Annotated in this window: 15 protein-coding genes; 4 read left to right on the top strand and 11 right to left on the bottom strand. The window is 41.2% G+C overall.

Annotation, left to right across the window (positions count from 1 at the left end; translation table 11 throughout):
- Nucleotides 1-3 precede the first annotated feature (3 nt).
- The 5 genes from CAL6303_RS00280 to CAL6303_RS00260 form a co-directional block, all read right to left on the bottom strand.
- Entirely contained in the window at nucleotides 4-609 is a 606-nt protein-coding gene (locus CAL6303_RS00280) for a DUF2231 domain-containing protein (protein ID WP_015195827.1), read from the bottom strand.
- Complete coding sequence (locus CAL6303_RS00275) at nucleotides 606-1,106, bottom strand: DUF2231 domain-containing protein (RefSeq protein ID WP_015195826.1); 501 nt, start codon at nucleotides 1,104-1,106, stop codon at nucleotides 606-608. The genes CAL6303_RS00280 and CAL6303_RS00275 overlap by 4 nt, the downstream gene beginning before the upstream one ends.
- Before the next feature lie 824 nt (nucleotides 1,107-1,930).
- Nucleotides 1,931-2,206, bottom strand: a complete 276-nt coding sequence (locus CAL6303_RS00270) for a SemiSWEET transporter (protein WP_015195825.1) — start codon at nucleotides 2,204-2,206, stop codon at nucleotides 1,931-1,933.
- 133 nt (nucleotides 2,207-2,339) lie between these two features.
- Nucleotides 2,340-3,428, bottom strand: coding sequence for a chorismate synthase (gene aroC / locus CAL6303_RS00265; RefSeq protein ID WP_015195824.1), 1,089 nt, complete (start codon nucleotides 3,426-3,428; stop codon nucleotides 2,340-2,342).
- A gap of 167 nt (nucleotides 3,429-3,595) precedes the next feature.
- The gene (locus tag CAL6303_RS00260; protein ID WP_015195823.1) at nucleotides 3,596-3,892 is read right to left on the bottom strand and encodes an RNA recognition motif domain-containing protein; all 297 of its coding nucleotides are present in this window, start codon (nucleotides 3,890-3,892) and stop codon (nucleotides 3,596-3,598) included.
- 354 nt (nucleotides 3,893-4,246) lie between these two features.
- Here CAL6303_RS00260 and CAL6303_RS00255 point away from each other — a divergent pair, with 354 nt between their 5' ends.
- Complete coding sequence (locus tag CAL6303_RS00255) at nucleotides 4,247-4,426, top strand: PCP reductase family protein (protein WP_015195822.1); 180 nt, start codon at nucleotides 4,247-4,249, stop codon at nucleotides 4,424-4,426.
- A 259-nt stretch (nucleotides 4,427-4,685) separates the two neighbouring features.
- Here the strand turns inward: CAL6303_RS00255 and CAL6303_RS00250 are convergent, their stop codons facing one another.
- The gene (locus tag CAL6303_RS00250; protein WP_015195821.1) at nucleotides 4,686-5,102 is read right to left on the bottom strand and encodes a VOC family protein; all 417 of its coding nucleotides are present in this window, start codon (nucleotides 5,100-5,102) and stop codon (nucleotides 4,686-4,688) included.
- Between the two features lie 370 nt (nucleotides 5,103-5,472).
- Between CAL6303_RS00250 and CAL6303_RS00245 the strand changes: the two genes are divergently transcribed.
- The 3 genes from CAL6303_RS00245 (at nucleotide 5,473) to CAL6303_RS00235 (ending at nucleotide 10,938) form a co-directional block, all read left to right on the top strand.
- Nucleotides 5,473-6,681, top strand: coding sequence for an acetate/propionate family kinase (locus tag CAL6303_RS00245; RefSeq protein WP_015195820.1), 1,209 nt, complete (start codon nucleotides 5,473-5,475; stop codon nucleotides 6,679-6,681).
- A gap of 1,133 nt (nucleotides 6,682-7,814) precedes the next feature.
- A complete protein-coding gene (locus CAL6303_RS00240) occupies nucleotides 7,815-8,183 on the top strand; it encodes a Crp/Fnr family transcriptional regulator (RefSeq protein WP_015195819.1) in 369 nt (122 codons plus the stop codon).
- A 370-nt stretch (nucleotides 8,184-8,553) separates the two neighbouring features.
- Nucleotides 8,554-10,938 (top strand): phosphoketolase, encoded by a 2,385-nt coding sequence (locus CAL6303_RS00235; RefSeq protein WP_015195818.1) that lies wholly within the window; start codon nucleotides 8,554-8,556, stop codon nucleotides 10,936-10,938.
- Nucleotides 10,939-11,533: 595 nt separating this feature from the next.
- Here the strand turns inward: CAL6303_RS00235 and infB are convergent.
- The 5 genes from infB to rimP all read right to left on the bottom strand — a co-directional run bounded on the left by infB (nucleotide 11,534) and on the right by rimP (nucleotide 17,744).
- A complete protein-coding gene (gene infB, locus CAL6303_RS00230) occupies nucleotides 11,534-14,701 on the bottom strand; it encodes a translation initiation factor IF-2 (protein ID WP_015195817.1) in 3,168 nt (1,055 codons plus the stop codon).
- A gap of 205 nt (nucleotides 14,702-14,906) precedes the next feature.
- The gene (locus tag CAL6303_RS30130; protein ID WP_015195816.1) at nucleotides 14,907-15,104 is read right to left on the bottom strand and encodes a hypothetical protein; all 198 of its coding nucleotides are present in this window, start codon (nucleotides 15,102-15,104) and stop codon (nucleotides 14,907-14,909) included.
- Nucleotides 15,105-15,200: 96 nt separating this feature from the next.
- Entirely contained in the window at nucleotides 15,201-15,482 is a 282-nt protein-coding gene (locus CAL6303_RS00220; protein WP_015195815.1) for a YlxR family protein, read from the bottom strand.
- Nucleotides 15,483-15,544: 62 nt separating this feature from the next.
- Nucleotides 15,545-16,903, bottom strand: coding sequence for a transcription termination factor NusA (nusA, locus tag CAL6303_RS00215; RefSeq protein WP_015195814.1), 1,359 nt, complete (start codon nucleotides 16,901-16,903; stop codon nucleotides 15,545-15,547).
- A gap of 379 nt (nucleotides 16,904-17,282) precedes the next feature.
- Nucleotides 17,283-17,744 (bottom strand): ribosome maturation factor RimP, encoded by a 462-nt coding sequence (gene rimP / locus CAL6303_RS00210; RefSeq protein ID WP_015195813.1) that lies wholly within the window; start codon nucleotides 17,742-17,744, stop codon nucleotides 17,283-17,285.
- Nucleotides 17,745-17,936: the final 192 nt, after the last annotated feature.

The raw sequence follows: 17,936 nt of genomic DNA, 5'->3' as shown, positions 1-17,936 counted from the left end.
TCTTTATTTCAATAACATGTTGGGGTTTTCACCTAGTCGCAATAGGGAGTCTGCTGTGTTATGTACTCCAAATTCGGCGGCTAATTGTGCTCCTAAGGTTCCATGGAGATACATGATAAACATGATGGCAAAGCCTGCGACTAAGTAGCTCCACTGAACTTGTCTGTCTTCTTGTTTACGCCAAAGAAAACGTTGGAAGCCTCTCCAAACTGTCATCCCCACAATTAGGGAAAATAACAAAACTCCACCAACTCCATGCCATAACATGGTTTCCATTGCCTTGAATCCCCAAGCGCTGGTGATGTCAGGAGATGGTTCAGCTAGCATAATTTCGTAGAAACCTGCGGCAACGGTAAAGCAGGTGATGATGGAGGAGGCTAGCATGTTATACCAACCTACATCAAAGAAGTTTTCCCGTTCAGCAGGAAGTGCTAAGAATTTGAAGATTGGTTTTTGGAGGGGGAATAATACACCCACAAAATCAAAGGTAATCCCAATGATGAATAAGCCCAAAGTGAGGTGAACTAAGTTGGGATGGATGGGAATATTGTAGGGTAGACCATTTGCACCCAAACTCGCCCTTAATTGTTCGATTAGTTCTGAGTTCATCGTAAAATTCCCTCCTTCACTGCTTCAACTACTGGTACTGTATGTAATCCATATACCCAAACCAGTTGATCTCCTAGGTATACTTGCACAATTACAACTGTTGCTAATAACAGGTTTAAAGCTAAATAGGGAATTGGGAGTGTGTCAGGGGTGCGTAAACGAATTACATAACGCCAACCTGTAACTGCTGCTATTAATCCTGATAATGACCAACCAATAAATGTATGCATGTTTAATACTGGTTGCACCACATCGTAGGGCTTGGCTAAACCAGCTTCAAATTGACCAAAAATAATGGCGACGAAGATGGAAACTGTTGCTAGTACCATGTTCCACCAACTAACTTCAAATAACCGGGAGTTTTTGGTAAAGGAACCAATTACATCACAGACAAAACCAAATAACACCATCGCAATTACGAAGTGAACTACGATTGGATGAACCGTATCTGGATACGGCAAATTATGCTCGTTTAACGGTGGCAGATAATTTAACATTGTGTTCTCCTACATATATCTCCTGAAATCAAAGCCAAAAATTCTCGCCCTTAGAATTATCAAAATATGTATTCAGCAGATACTTTGATGATGCAGCTATTTAGTTTTTTTTAATGTTTATATTGCTACTAAAAAATATAAAAGTCTTTGACTAATGAGATAATAAAATAACTATTTTTTTTGCTAAAATAGGTATTGTTAATCAGAAACAAATTGGCGATTCAAGTAAATATAATTGGATGCAAAATCTAAATAGACTAGTTGAACAAGGGAAAAATTTATAGAATGCGATCGCAAAGCGAACTGGAGATTTATCGCAAATTTTGACAAAACTCCACTTTTGATCACAATACCTTCGCCATTTTAGGAGAAATAAAGCTTTCAGCTTTCAGGGTAAATTAAGGGCTTTTGTTTTTTCGGCAAAACTAAAAGCTGTATAAACATGGAGCGGATTTTCCCGTAGAGGGTTTTATTTAGGGCTTGCTGTTCCCGTAGCGCAGCGTTAGCTGTAAAAGTATTCTAGTGGGGGTAGGGAACTCTTAACAGTTTTATCCTTATTTTTCCGTTTTTCTATACTCCAATAAACCTGTATACAAGTTTTTTAAACCTCAAACCCTTATTTCCTTGCACTTTCCCAGGATAAAAATCTCGAAAGTATTGAGAAATAAGTATTTTTATAGTTATTCAGCAAGCCCTATTTATGTTCTTTAGCCCATAAGGGTTTTCAGCTTTTGCCTTCGGCTGAAAATAAAACCCTTATTTTTTCAGGAATCCTATGATTTTGCACGTTTTTTGTGATACTTCGTTTTGGCGAAGGTACTGCATCATGGACGAGGTTTAATAGATATATTTTTATATCTAATTTTTAGTCCGAGAATAATAAAATTAAAAATTAATGTAACCCCGTTAGCCGCAATAATTGCAATATCCTGACGTAAAATACCATAAATCAACCACAGAAAAATACCACTAATAAATGTAATTAACATCACAAATGACACATCTTTAGCCGATCTTGTTTGCCATGTTTTGATCATTTGCGGAACAAAAGAGATTGTCGTTAATCCACCCGCAATTAATCCTAATATTGTCAAATCCATTATTCGTATTTTCTCCCACAAGGATTTGATTGTAAACGATAATTATTATTGTGTGTCAATTTATATACCGCTCGCAAAAATCTGGACATAGCTGACATTTACTTTTCTTGCAATATCATGCTTCCGTTGGCATTCACAATACGTGACACTGACCATGATTTCTCAACAAATGATCGCACAAAACTAATGCCACCATTGCCTCTACCATGGGTACAGCACGGGGTAAAACACAAGGATCATGCCTACCTTTACCTGCTAGGAGTGTCTCTTCCCCTTCTTTGGTGACAGTTTTCTGTTCTTTACGGATAGTTGCAGTAGGCTTAAATGCTACACGGATGATGATATTTTCCCCATTGGAAATACCACCTTGAATACCTCCAGAACGGTTAGTGACGGTGCGAATTTCGCCAGTTTCATCAGTATAAAATTCATCATTATGTTCAAATCCTGTCAGGGTGGTTCCCGCAAAACCAGAACCAATTTCAAAACCTTTACTAGCAGGAAGGGACATGACACCCTTGGCAATATCTGCTTCTAACTTATCAAAAACCGGTTCACCCAAACCTTTGGGAACGTTCCTCGCAACACATTCCACTACACCACCGATGGAATTACCATCTCGTCCAATTTTCTCAATTAATTCGATCATTTTCTCGGCAAAATTGGCATCAGGACAGCGGACAATATTGCTTTCTACTTGTTCTAAAGTCACAGTGTCAGAATCAATTACAGCTTCTAAATCCTTGATGCGCTTGACATAGCCGATAATTTCTACACCAGCAACTTGACGCAGAATCTTTTTAGCGATCGCACTGCCTGCAACACGCCCTATTGTCTCACGCGCTGACGACCGACCGCCACCTTGCCAATTACGAAATCCATATTTAGCATCGTATGTCGCATCTGCATGGGATGGACGATATTTTTCTGACATCTCGTTGTAATCTTGCGATCGCATATCCTGATTACGCACCAAAATTGATATCGGTGTACCCAGTGTTTTGCCCTCAAAGACTCCAGAGAGGATTTCGCACTTATCCGCTTCTTTTCTCGGTGTGGTTATTTTACTTTGTCCTGGTCGCCGCCTATCTAATTCAACTTGGATTTCTTCGGGAGTAATTTCTAAACGTGGTGGACAACCATCAATGACAACCCCCACTCCACCCCCGTGAGACTCGCCAAATGTTGTGATGCGAAACAGATGCCCAAATGTATTACCCATGATCGCCAAAAGAAGTACCAAGATCTTATATTCTATCTTGCCCGTGATAACTTTCGTGATCCTCGTCTATTTCTATTCCCTATTAAATAGCAAAAAAGCCCAAGCTTTTACGCTTGAGCCTTTTTAAAGTACCTCTAAGATACTAAATCAAGTTAGACTAATCTAGATTAGTAACGGTTGCGGAAATTTCCGCCACGGTTGCCACCAAAAGATCCTCTATCTTCTTTGGGTTTAGCCTTATTAACTTTAAGGTCACGTCCCATCCATTCAGCTCCATCAAGAGCTTCAATGGCAGCAGCTTCTTCTGCTTCTGTACCCATTTCTACGAAACCGAAGCCACGTAAACGACCAGTTTCCCGATCGGTAGGAAGTTGAACGCGTTTTACAGTACCATACTCTGCAAACACAGCATTCAAGCTTTCCTCTGTAACTTCATAAGAAAGATTGCCTACGTAAACTGACATAATTTGTCTCCGAAACCATAAGTGTGTAGAGATTTAGATTTCGGGTAAAGTCTGTGCATACCAAAAGGAAGTAAACCTGTCAATAATAAAAACAAACGCTGCTCGCCGAATTAACTCTCCATGCACATGCTAACACAAAATCTCAATTAGAACAGAAAAGTTAAAATTCGCTTGACAAAAAGTTACAGATGGTTTTTTCTTTGGCGAAAATTTAATTAAACTTCCTCTACTCCGAAGATTCTAGCCTTCCATCAAGCTACTTAGCTAAGTTTGAGACGGATAAGGGCAAGCTTTTGGAAGCCAAGTTTTTCGTTAAAATATTTGAGTGAATAATCAAAATTCAAACCAAAATCAATGAGCGATCAGATTACATGGACTCCCGAAGCCGAAGCAAAACTCAAAGATATACCTTTTTTCGTCCGTCCTTTTGCTCGGAAAAAAATTGAAACTTACGCTCAGGAGAATAATTTCTTGCCAATTACTGTGGAGATTTATGAACAAGCTAAGAAACAGTTCAACCAAAAACACGAATAACTACTGCATGAAGGCAGAAGTAAGTAGACGCGGTAGGCACGGAGTGACTTCTGTAAGTGCGGATTCTGTTAGTAGGCAGAGAGCACCGCGTTGCGGGGGTTCCCCCCCCGTTGTAGCGACTGCGGAGAGGCAGAAAGAATAAAGTCGATAAAACAGGCTTTTCGCTTATTGTAAATGGTTGTTTTATTTACGCCGTGCTGTACTAGTGCTCAAGAACAGGTTATCAATTTCCACCGCTAAATACAGAACAACTGAATTTTCACGGAGTTTCTTCTACCGTCAATCCTATTTCCTGCCCATAAGATAATTCCAGGGTGTGACCATCCGGATCTTTTAAAAAAGCCCAATATCCAATAGGATATCCAGAATCTTGTTGTTTTTGCAGCAAAACACCTTCCTGTTGTGCTTTTTCACAAAGATGATCCATAAATTCACGACTTTTACAACCAACTCCCAAATGTGCTAAAGGAGATAGAACAGTCTGCACTAAAGGTGTTTCAATCAGAACAATCACGAAAGGACGAGTTTTGTCACACAACCATACCACATCTATACCTGTCTTGATGTCACTACGACGATGAATAGCCTGCATCCCAGCATAGGTAGCATAAAATTTTATACTTCTTTCAATATTTGAAACTGGAAGCGCTATGTGAGTCAGCCCAATATCTACCATTGCAGCTCATCCCTTAGAGATAATTTATAAACTAAACCTTAAATTTTTAGGGTGCGTTAAAGCAACGCGTAACAACCATTATCATACGGTGGGTTACGGCTATATATCATTGGTTCACATACCTAAATCATTAAACAGATGTAACACATTCTACTTAATCTTAATATTTACTCTTTAAATAGGTTCTAAGTCGGCAGAAATAAACAGAACTATAGCGTTTGTCCTTTGGATGAACTACAAATAAGGGCAAACAACCCTACTGGGAAATGGAGTAGCAAGGTATGGATCTATGGTATCTTCCACCACGAATTGCATTTAACTCAACTGAGAACCGCGATATTCTCTAAGTACTGAACTAGCCTCTAAATAGATGAAAATACTGACATTTAATGCAGGTTCTAGCACCTACAAAAGCTGTTTATATGAAATCACAGAGGGAATTCCCCAAGAAGCACCAGCACCAATTTGGGAAGCCAAAGTAGATTGGAGTCATCACCAAGGAACAGCGGAAATTCAGGTAAAAACTGCTACAGGTGGAAACTTAGAAGAACAAATATCAGCAGATTCCCATTCGGCAATTATTACTCATTTACTCGACACCCTTTGTCAAGGTTCCACCCAAGTCATCCAGGAACTTGGAGAAATTGATGTAGTTGGACATCGTGTTGTCCATGGTGGCAGGAAGTACTCTGAAAGCATAAAAATTACGGCAGAAGTGAAGAATGCGATCGCGCATCTTTCTAACATCGCTCCAGTCCATAACCCAGTGAATTTAGAAGGCATTGAAGTGATGGAACAGCACTTAGATGTCCCCCAAATCGCCGTCTTTGATACTGCTTTTCATAGTCATATACCCGATGCTGCCGCAATTTATCCCGGTGCTTACGAATGGATTCAACAGGACATTCGTCGTTATGGTTTTCATGGTATCAGTTATCAATATTGCACCCAGCGCGCAGCACAGATTCTTGACCAAGATATCAACTCCCTACGTATTATTACTTGCCATCTTGGTAATGGTTGTTCACTAGTCGCTATCAAAAATGGTCGCAGTATCGACACCACAATGGGATTCACACCCCTTGATGGCTTAATGATGGGCAGCCGCTCTGGGGCAATAGATCCAGGTATTCTCATCCATTTACTACGTCAAGGAAATTACACCGTTGAAGAACTCGATCACTTACTCAATCGAGACTCAGGCTTAAAGGGAATTTCCGGCATATCTGGAGACATGCGTCAAATCTATCACGAGATCGCACAAGGCAACAACCGGGCAAAACTCGCATTTGATATTTACATTCATCGTCTAAAATCCTGTATCGGTTCCATGATTGCCAGCTTAGGAGGATTAGATGTGTTAATTTTTACTGGTGGAGTTGGGGAAAATTCCGCAGAAGTCCGTTCGCAAGTTAGTGATGCTTTCAGCTTTTTAGGAGTAGAAATAGATCGTCAAAAAAATCAACAAAAACCTGTAGATATTAATATTTCTATGCCTACTTCAAAAGTACGACTTTTGGTAATTCACACTCAAGAAGATTGGCAAATTGCCTGTGAATGTTGGCAATGTCTAAACTAACATCTTTGGTACAATACCTTCGCCAAAACTGAGTATCACAAAAACCGTGCAAAATCATCGGATTCCTGAAAAAATAAGGGTTTTATTTTCAGCCGACGGCAAAAGCTTAAAACCCTTATGGGCTAAAGAACATAAATCAAACCCTCTATGGGAAAATCCGCACCATGTTTATACAGCTTTTAGTTTTGCCAAAAAAACAGAAATCCTTAATTTACCGTGGAAGCTGAAAGCTTTATTTATCGTAAAATGGCGAAGGTATTGTTGGTAATGAGAAGGTTAATGCTTACTAAATTGGTAAAAGCAATCTCATCATCAGATAATGAAAATGGAAACTTCCAGATATGATGGCAAAAGTGATAATTTACAATAAATTATAGATGTTCATGAAAGAGAAGGCAAAATTACGTGTCCTGTGTGCGATTCTGAATTACTAGTTATTATTGGTAGCCAAGATAAAGAATTAATGGAAAAGCATCAACGAAGTAGTGGTATATATTGTTTAACTAACCCAAAACACATGAACAGAGTATTTATTATGTCAGATATAATGGCTGAATTTAGAAGCAGGTTTGGACTTGAATAATGATTGATTCGTCGGTTGGGTTGAGGCGCACTAAAAACCTTAATATTTAACACAAATATTGTAGCAACTTAACCCAATATTCTCAGATTGAAAGCTTTTAAAATCCATTTTGTTACTGGTTTCATTTAGATATTTTCCAGTTGAAATAATTACTTTTTTTTGATCTCACATGTTGGGTTCCGTAAAGTCTACACCCAACCTAAGCTTAGGAACGTGGATTAAATAAAGCGCAAAAGGTGTGCATCCCAGTTTTTATTATTTTTCAGAATAAATAGAGTTAGACAATATATATAGTGGATACTGTAGGGGCAAACAACCGTTTTCCCTAATTTATATTGCTCAATCGAAATTGTATGTTATTAAATTTGTCTTCCTGACTATTTATTAGCCTGCGGGAAACCGATTTGCGTCTATGTACGCGTGGCGTGCGTTAGAATCTTTGGTAATGAAAAGGTTAACATTTGGTCAAGATTAAGATTGAGATTTAAAAATATATAAATACAGGACTCATAATAAATTAGACTTTCTTTGTAGTTAGAATGGCAAAGTCATGTTTCAACCTTTAGAAACCATAATCATCTTCCAGAAGCAAGCAGAACCTCAAGTATTTGCAGCAAATCAAATTATCTTTGAGGAAGGACAGCCAGGGGATTTAATGTACGGTGTATTGGAAGGAGAAGTTGATATATCTGTGAATGGTAAAGTTGCTGAGACAATTCAATCTGGAGATATTTTTGGTTCTGGAGTACTAGTTGGCATTCAGAATCGGACATATACAGCAACAGCGAAAACCGACTGTAAACTTGCTTTCTTAGATGAAAAACGATTTTTGTTTGCCGTTCAAGAAACACCAACCTTTGCACTACAAGTGATGCGAAGCTACTCCCAACGCTTGAGTCGCTTAGAACATCAAAGATAAAAAGCAGTTTGATCTCAAGTTGTCATTGATATTATTGTTTAAAATGTAGAGACGTGATGCGTCGCGTCTCACCAATATTTAGTTTTGCCCCAATAAACATCTTCATAAATTAATCATATGTTATCCAAAATCCCCCCTGAGAGAGATGTTCTGCTGGGACATCTGGATTTGTATTAAATATCAAAAGAAGTAACCTGCTATAGATAGTTTTTGTGTGATGGTTTTTAATTATTTATTAATAATTATGGCAGCAAACACAGAATCCTCAAAATTTCCTCACATTTGTCCTGTAATATCAAAATCGAAATCCCACCAGAATAAATTCAACCTCGAATTGATACACAATTGATCTACCATTTAGCGATAAACTATGACAACCACCAGTCAGATGGTCACAGATTCTCCACTCACAGCAGAAGAACTACGTAAGATTAACGCTTACTGGCGTGCTGCTAACTATCTTTCGGTTGGACAAATTTACCTACTAGATAATCCCCTCCTCCAAGAACCGCTCAAACTTGAACAGATTAAACCCCGACTACTCGGTCACTGGGGAACCACACCCGGTTTAAACTTTATCTACGTCCATCTCAACCGCATCATCAAAAAGCATGACCAAAGTATCATTTATATCGCAGGTCCTGGTCATGGGGGTCCCGGATTAGTTGCCAATACTTACCTTGAGGGAACTTACAGCGAATACTACCCAAATATTTCCCAAGATAAAGAGGGGATCAAAAAACTCTTCAAACAATTTTCCTTCCCAGGTGGTATCCCCAGTCACGTCGCACCCGAAACCCCTGGTTCAATTCACGAAGGTGGGGAACTCGGTTACGCATTATCTCACGCCTACGGAGCCGCATTTGATAACCCCGACCAAATAATTGCTTGCGTCGTTGGTGACGGGGAAGCAGAAACAGGACCTCTAGCAGCAAGTTGGCACTCAAATAAGTTCCTTAACCCTGTACATGATGGGGCTGTTTTGCCAATTCTCCACCTCAATGGGTATAAAATTGCTAACCCAACTGTACTGGCACGTATCAGCCACGAAGAACTGGAAAGTTTGTTTATAGGTTATGGTTACAAACCTTACTTTGTAGAAGGTTCCGACCCAGAAACCATGCACCAACTAATGGCGGCAACATTAGATACAGTAATTGAGGAAATTAAGGGCATTCAACGGGAAGCTAGGGTGCATGGTTTCACAGAACGTCCGCGAATGCCGATGATTATTTTGAGAAGTCCCAAAGGTTGGACTGGACCAAAAGAAGTTGATGGCAAAAAGACGGAAGGTTCTTGGCGTAGTCACCAAGTTCCCTTTGGAGAGTTAGCAAGTAAGCCAGAACATATCAAACTTCTATCGGCATGGATGAAGAGTTATAAACCCGAAGAACTCTTCGACCCTAACGGCAAATTAATGCCGGAACTTGCAGAACTTGCACCCAAGGGACAATTCCGCATGGGAGATAACCCCCATACCAATGGTGGCATCCTCCTCAAAGATTTGAAAATGCCCAACTTCCAAGATTATGCCATTGCCGTTCCCAAACCTGGAACAGTGGAAGTAGAATCAACCCGCGTCATGGGTAAGTTTCTTCGGGATGTGATGAAACTAAACCTAGAGAATCGTAACTTTAGGTTATTTGGTCCCGATGAAACTGCTTCCAATCGTCTAGGTGATGTTTTAGATGTAACCGATAAGACTTGGGGCGCACAAATAATACCTGAAGATGACCATTTAGGAATCGATGGTCGAGTGATGGAAATTTTGAGCGAACATACCTGTGAAGGTTGGTTAGAGGGATATTTATTAACAGGTCGTCACGGTTTTCTTTCCTGCTATGAGGCATTTATCCACGTCATTGATTCGATGTTTAACCAACATGCCAAATGGTTAACGACAACTAAGGATATACCTTGGCGCAGACCAATTGCTTCCCTCAACTATTTGTTAACCTCACATGTCTGGCGACAAGATCATAACGGCTTTTCCCACCAAGATCCAGGTTTCATCGACCATGTAGTCAACAAAAAAGCAGAGATAATTCGAGTCTATTTACCACCTGATGCAAATACGTTACTATCTGTCACCGATCATTGTTTGCGAAGTCGTCATTATGTCAACGTGATTGTGGCTGGGAAACAACCTGAATTACAGTATTTAGATATGGATGCTGCCATTAAACACTGTTCCAAAGGTCTTGGTATTTGGGAGTGGGCAAGCAATGATAAAGGTAGCGAACCTGATGTTGTGATGGCTTGTGCGGGGGATGTTCCCACCTTAGAAACCTTGGCAGCAGTTGATTTCATGCGCCAGCACTTACCAGAACTAAAGGTACGAGTGGTAAATGTGGTTGACTTGATGAAACTGCAAACACCAACAGAACACCCGCATGGTTTATCTGATAAAGACTTTGATGTGATTTTCACCACCGATAAACCAATTATTTTTGCATATCATGGATACCCTTGGTTAATTCATCGCCTAACTTATCGTCGGACAAATCATCACAATCTGCATGTACGTGGATATAAAGAGGAGGGAACAACGACTACACCTTTTGATATGGCAGTCTTGAACGATTTAGACCGTTTCCACCTAGTTATGGATGTCATCGACCGTGTACCCAAATTGGGGGCTTCAGTTGCCTATGTGAAGCAAATGCTGCAGGATAAGTTAATTGAGCATCGGCAGTATGTAACTCAGCATGGGGAAGATATGCCAGAAATTCTTGATTGGATATGGAAGCATTAGATATCGACTCACAACAGTATTTGGAAAAAAGCCCATAAATCCTGTAATGCGATCGCTTATTTGAAAAAACCCCATAAATCCTGTAATGCGATCGCTTACAGCAATTGCAAATTCAAAAATTTAGGATGAGTTAGTGGTTGGAGAAATGCCTAAATCAGAGAGCATGAAGTCAATCAAATGCTGCCAAGGGACTTGCAATTAAATAATATACCGATATAGCAATCAGACTTTACCGTTTTATGATGGATTCACAGTTTTCATCTGGTACTTTATTTTGACGCTAGTCCCCAACTGTAAAACAACAAATACTTCGTGAGGCTAAGGATATCTTGAAAATGACTTTAAGTGATTAATAACGTAGTTAGGAACGTGGATTAAATAAAGTGCAAAAGTAGGGTGTGTAAGCGCAGCGTAACGCACCATTTCATGTTATTAAATTGTCGTTCCTTAGTATACAAAACACAAAATTAGTTATTTTATCAAGTAAATTTTTATATACAACTAAAAAGGCAGCGGGATAAATCCGACACTGCCTCAAAATTCAATATTTGACTCAAGAGGAAGCCGAGGTTTTGTGCCCCGACTTTTCTTTGTATCATCTTGTCATCGTTAAAGTACGACGCTTAGTTACCAACTGGTAAGACTCGATAATATCGCCTTCAACCCAATCGTTGAATTTATCGATACCAACACCACATTCATAACCAGCGTTGACTTCCCGTGAATCTTCGCGCATCCGCTTCAAGGAATCAAGGACACCTTCGTAGATTACCTTACCATTCCGCTGTACACGAACCTTACAGTTACGAACTAACTTACCATTTTGAACATAGCAACCAGCTACTGCACCGCGTCCCACAGGGAATACGGCACGAACTTCGGTGGTTCCCAAAGGTTCTTCTACCAATTCCGGCTCTAGTAAACCTTCCAACGCTGCTTGGATGTCTTCTAGGAGTTTGTAAATGATGTTGTACTCACGAACATCAACTCCAGCCTCATCGGCAGCTTGACGCGCACCACTAGCAAGGGTGGTGTTAAAACCGATGATCACCGCACCACTGGCAGATGCCAAGTCGATATCAGTTTCGGTAATTTCACCTGCTGATGAAAGCAACATCCGAATTTGAACTTCGTTTTGAGGAATTTGCTTGAGGGCACCCACAATTGCTTCCACTGAACCCTGAACATCGCCTTTCAAGATCAAGTTGAGTTCTTTCAACTCGCCTTCTTGAGCTTGAGCAGAAATACTGGTGAGGGTGACGCGTCCTTGCATCAAACGTGACTGACGAATCTTATCAGCACGCTGACTAGCGATCGCTCTAGCTTCTTTCTCAACTAAGAAGACGCTAAACTCATCACCAGCAGCAGGGACATCACTTAGACCTAATACTTCAACAGCAAAGGAAGGAGAAGCAATATCTACACGCTCACTTCGGTCGTTCACCATTGCTCGAACTTTACCAAACACGGAGCCAGCTACCAAAATATCGCCAACTCGCAGGGTTCCATTTTGGATGAGTAAGGTTGCAACCGCACCTTTTGCTTTATCCAAATGGGCTTCAATCACTGTTCCCTTCGCCGGACGATTTGGATTTGCAGATAATTCTCCAATTTCTGCTACTAGCAAAATCATTTCCAACAAAGTATCAAGATTTTCACCCTTGATGGCACTCACAGGTACCATAATGGTGTCGCCACCCCATTCTTCAGGTGTTAAGTTGTACTGAGTCAGTTCCTGCTTAACTCGGTCAGGTTGTGCTGCTTCTTTATCAACTTTGTTGATGGCAACAATAATTGGTACTTCGGCAGCTTGAGCATGTCGAATTGCCTCAATGGTTTGTGGACGTACACCGTCGTCTGCCGCAACAACCAAGATGGCAATGTCTGTAACCCTTGCTCCTCTAGCGCGCATTGCTGTAAATGCTTCGTGACCAGGAGTATCCAGGAACACAACTTGTTGTTCCTTGCCGTTGTGTTCCACATCAACATGATAAGCACCAATGTGTTGTGTGATTCCACCAGCTTCCCCTGCTGCCACTTTTGTCTTGCGGATGGAGTCCAGTAGGGTTGTTTTACCGTGGTCAACGTGACCCATGATGGTTACAACTGGTGGACGACGTTGGAGGTTATCCAAATCGTCTAATTCCAGCATTTCATTTTTAATCGCTTCGGAAACAGGTTCAAGAACCTCAACCTCAACTTCCAACTCGGTAGCAATCAACTGAATTGTGGAGATATCTAAATTTTGGGTAATGCTAACTGCCATACCCTTGATAAAGAGAATTCTCACAATTTCAGTATCCGCAACAACCAAGACATCTGCTAATTCTTGGACTGTCATCGGACCATAGACAACAATTTTCTCTGGGCGATCGCGCTTCTGTTCTGGTTCGCGGCGACGATTTTGATTTTGTTCCTTATTGCTAGCAGCTGCGGCTTTTCTTGTACGAACTGCCTGTGTTGTTACTGCTGCTATCGGCTGACTAGCTTTTGTAGCAGATTTTGGTTTTGGCGGACGAACTATGGCGTTACTAACTTGAAGTGCTGCTAGTGACTCGGCATCCTCATCATCTAGCAAATCATCATCATCAAAGTCATCTTCCACAATTGGCTTGACTCGCTTGCCCTTGGGAGCAAGTTTACCAAGCTTCTCTTTTTCGTCGATTTCTTCTTCCTGCCACTTCTTCGCACCGGCTTTGGCAAGACGTGGCGGAGTTGGACGCTTGAGTTCAATAACGTCTGTGGGAATATCTGAGCGATCGTCATCATTAGCAGCAGCGCCAGGTATGTTTCGACTTGTTCCTGGTGGCATGGGTCGAGGTGGTGTAGCGATCGCTGAAACTGGCGATTCCCCAGAACGAAGGGGTCTGCTAGGTCTTTGATTGTCACCAGATGACGGTCGGCTCGGCTTTTGATCTGAGCGAACGGGTGCGCTAGGACGACTTGGCTTAGATGAAGGAGATTGTGGCATTTCAGAGCCACCGCGATTCACCTTCGGTTTAACCACGTGTTCGCGCTCTTCACGTCCTTCATTTGAACTTTTTTCACGACGCAAAACTGGCTTTTCGGTTGGAGCCGCATCAGAGGCAACATTAGCAACATTGCCAATATTTGTACTTGTACTGCTGTCTGGCTCTGCTGGTCTAGTGGGTGGGGCAACCAGTTGAGGTTTAGGAGTCTTATCAGGTCTGGGTCTAGGAACTTTCTCAGTTTTTTCACCAACAGTTTTTTCTACTTGTTGGCTGCGGGCGGGATTTTTATCCACATTTACTGATACTGGTTCCGATGCTGTTTCGGACTGATTGCGGGGTACGGGTCGAGTAGGTGGTGCCGACGGCTTCATGGATGAAACTTCTGGAGCTAAAGGTCGGGGTGGAGGTGGATTCAGGGAATTAGCCTCAGAGGAAGAAAATTGGTTTGCATTAGTACCTGACGCATCTGCGCCATTGGTACTGGAGTTACTAAGTAGTTTGGGTTTGCGAATTTCTATAATCTGTTGTTTGTTTGCTACTGGTGGTCGGTTGCGGGAGCCTGCTTGCTGTAAATTTTGTTTTTGACTACTGCCACTTTCTTGCCTTGAGCTGACGTTTGTCACTGCCTGTTTTTCGGCTTGAGACCGGATACGTTCTGCTTCGGATTCAGTGATCGTACTACTATGACTTTTGACCGCGATATTGAGCTGGTCGCAAATTGCTAATAGCTCTTTGTTATCCAAATTCAATTCCTTTGATAATTCGTAAATTCTAACTTTGCCGTTGGTCATCCACTCTTCCCCTTTTGTTTACAGTTTTAGCGGATGGCTGCCAGATGAAGGAGACATCTCCATCCTTCGATTACTGTGTTTAGGTTGCCGCTATGGGTTTTGCCGGTGCCTCCAGTTAGGAAAGAGAGATGTTTCGGTTTAACACTGGCATCTCCACCTAGGATGATGGTCGATGCTTTTTGGTGCGTGGGCGCTACCAATTTGCTTATTTTTGTTTGTATTTTCTTGCTTTGCTGACTCTAAGTCTTCCACAATCAAACTCAGTACAAGTTCTAAGTGTGCTTGCTGATGATGCTTTCGCCTCAAACTTCACAAACTCATAATTTAATATTGTGCCATTAAATACTGGTGTTGGTGTAATTGAATTACCCACACCACCATACAAAATGGTTGTTTTCTCCATCTAATCTTTACATAAGTACAAAGAGCGCGATGGAAGTATGAGTTGTTTGACTATTGTCGCAATTATTTTGTTCTCCTGTTAGCAAAGTAAAATAATTCAGGTTATATCTAACAATTGGGGTTGAGATTGTGACTCTGCTAGGCGCTGCCACAATTCTTGGTACAGAGCTTCTGGCACTGTTGCATGTAGCGATCGCCCTAATCGGTTTTTCTTCTGAGCCGCAGTTAAACAACTCTGATTTTGGCAAATGTAAGCAGAACGCCCCATGCCTTGATCTAATTGTACCTGCCCAGATGGAAATACGCGGACAATCCGCCAAAACTCATGCTTTAAACCCACTTTGCGGCAGCTATTACAGCGCCGATAGTTTGGCTTCATTTGTTTATTAGATAGATTGAATTAGCGCTTGATTTGTTAAAAAATTATATCTTTGACTTTACTTACTTATCGTTATCAGTGTCAAAGATAGCATTATCTGCCGACTCTTGTTGATTTTTGTCTGCAAATTCTTCTGATTCTTCAAATTTTGGTGATGTTTCTGATGCTATTGTAAACTCTTCATCTTCTTCAAACTCTTCATCTTCTTCAAATTCCTCATCCTCTGCTGCCATGTCTACAGCATGTTGGATGCGGGCAGCTGCAAATTTAGCATCTTCCCCTTCATAATCGTATTTAGCTTTATCTTTGATATCGATTTTCCAACCAGTCAATCGCGCAGCCAAGCGGACGTTTTGCCCTTCTTTCCCGATTGCTAAACTGAGTTGGTCTTCTGCAACTAAGACGTGGGTTTGGCGAGTTTCTGGATCCATGAGTCTGACATCATCAACTCGTGCCGGACTAAGGGCATTAGCAATGTAGGTTGCGGGATCTGGCGACCAGCGAATCACATCAATTTTTTCGCCGCGAAGTTCGTTGACTACAACTTGGATCCGTGATCCTCTAGCACCTATACATGCACCCACAGGATCAACGTCACGATCTAGTGTATCTACCGCTATTTTAGTCCTGGGTCCAACATAACGGGAGGGCGGGTTTGCCTCCCTGGCAACGGCAACAATCCGTACTACTTCATCTTCTATTTCTGGTACTTCATTGGCAAATAAGTAAACCACTAAGCCAGCATCGGCACGGGATACTAGTAACTGTGGTCCACGCTGCTGCCCTTGAGAAACTTTCTTCAGGTAAACTTTGAATGTTGCATTTGCTCGATAGTTATCATTGGGCAACTGCTCACGTTTAGGTAATTCGGCTTCAACTTCTGTTTGCCCAAAACCACTGCTGACAGCCAAAATGATTGATTGCCGTTCAAATCTCAACACTCTTGCTTGCAAGACAGTGGTTTCCAAATCTTGGAATTCTTCTTGTACCATTTGGCGCTGTTGATCCCGTAGTTTCTGCGCCAGTACTTGCTTGGTTTGCATAGCAGCCATGCGACCAAATTCTTTTTTGTCAGGGGTGACATCTAAGACGACTTCTTGTCCTAGTTGTGCTTCTTCTCCCCCCATTTCCTGAACTTCCTTCAGGGCAATTTCGTGATCTGAGTTGATTACTTCTTCAACTATGGTTTTGGTGGCAACAACTCGAAACCCTTCATCATCAATGTCAAGTTGAACATCAAAATTGTTGAAATATTCGTCTTCAAATTGTTTATGTTCCAAATTTTGGGCACGACGAAACCGCTCATAACCTTTGAGCAATGCCTCACGAATCGCTGACTGTACAGCTAAACGTGGTAAGTTTCGTTCACGGCTGATAGTTTCGATTAACTCTTTTAATCCATCTAAATTCACCATTGACATACGCAGTCTCCCTTAAATTTTCTTCTGTACAAAGCCACATATTGAATAAAGCAATTGAGCAAATACTTATTTTGCTACTTTGATTTGTAAAATTTGTGACAAATAAATTTAGTTATTTTTGATTGTTCACTGTTCAGATTTTTGGTGGTTAATTGTTGGATGACAACGACTAATCCCTTTTGCTTTTGGGATAATGCTGGCAAGTTGGTTAGCAGTATCTAGCAATCAAGATCAAAACAAGCAATATCAACGGATATAGCTGCTGCAATCGAAGTATCAAGTGAGGTAATTTTTTCCAGTTGCACCTATAGTTTCGACAGATTCTGGAAAAAATCACTAAAAATAACTAATTACCAATCACTAACAGCTAATCGTTGATTTAGCGGCGCTCATCTAATTGCACCTTGGTGATTTGGTCACGGGGAATTTCTACCACGCGTCCTTTTTGGTTTAGGTAAATTTTTATGTCATCCCGACGAATTAATTGACCAACCCAGTCTTGCTGTCCTTCGTAGGCAGGGGAAGTGCTGATAATAACAGGGAATCCTTTAAAAGAGGTAAATTCCCTATCGGTGGTCAACTGTCGTGAAATTCCGGGACTGGAAATTTCTAATATGTAGGCATCTGGAATAATTTCCGCAACATCTAAGGAGACTTCTAATGCACGACTCATCTTTTCACAATCATCCAAACCTGTGTCGGCTTGTGGGTTACGGATATCTACCCGCAATACAGGTGGACGTTGGTTAGTATGAAAAACCGCGCCAACGACTTCAAATCCCAGTTCTGCTGCTACTGGTGTTGCTATTTCGATAATTTGTGGGACTAACGGATGAGCCATGCGATAAATTCCAACAAAAAAAGTGGGCTGTCACCCACTTCCTGCGATAAAGGATATCTTCCAAGAAGTTTTGTGACGAACCGGATCGGTTCGCCTCTCTTTATTGAGTTTAGCGCATTTTTTTCAGGTGGAGCAGTAAGAGGGAAACAATTAAATCAGTGGACAGTGAACAGTGAACAGTTATCTGCTATG

This window comes from Calothrix sp. PCC 6303, from assembly GCF_000317435.1.
In the GTDB taxonomy this organism is placed as follows: domain Bacteria; phylum Cyanobacteriota; class Cyanobacteriia; order Cyanobacteriales; family Nostocaceae; genus PCC-6303.
The sequence above is the reverse complement of the archived record's forward strand: the minus strand, read 5'-3'. Positions and strand labels throughout refer to the sequence as shown.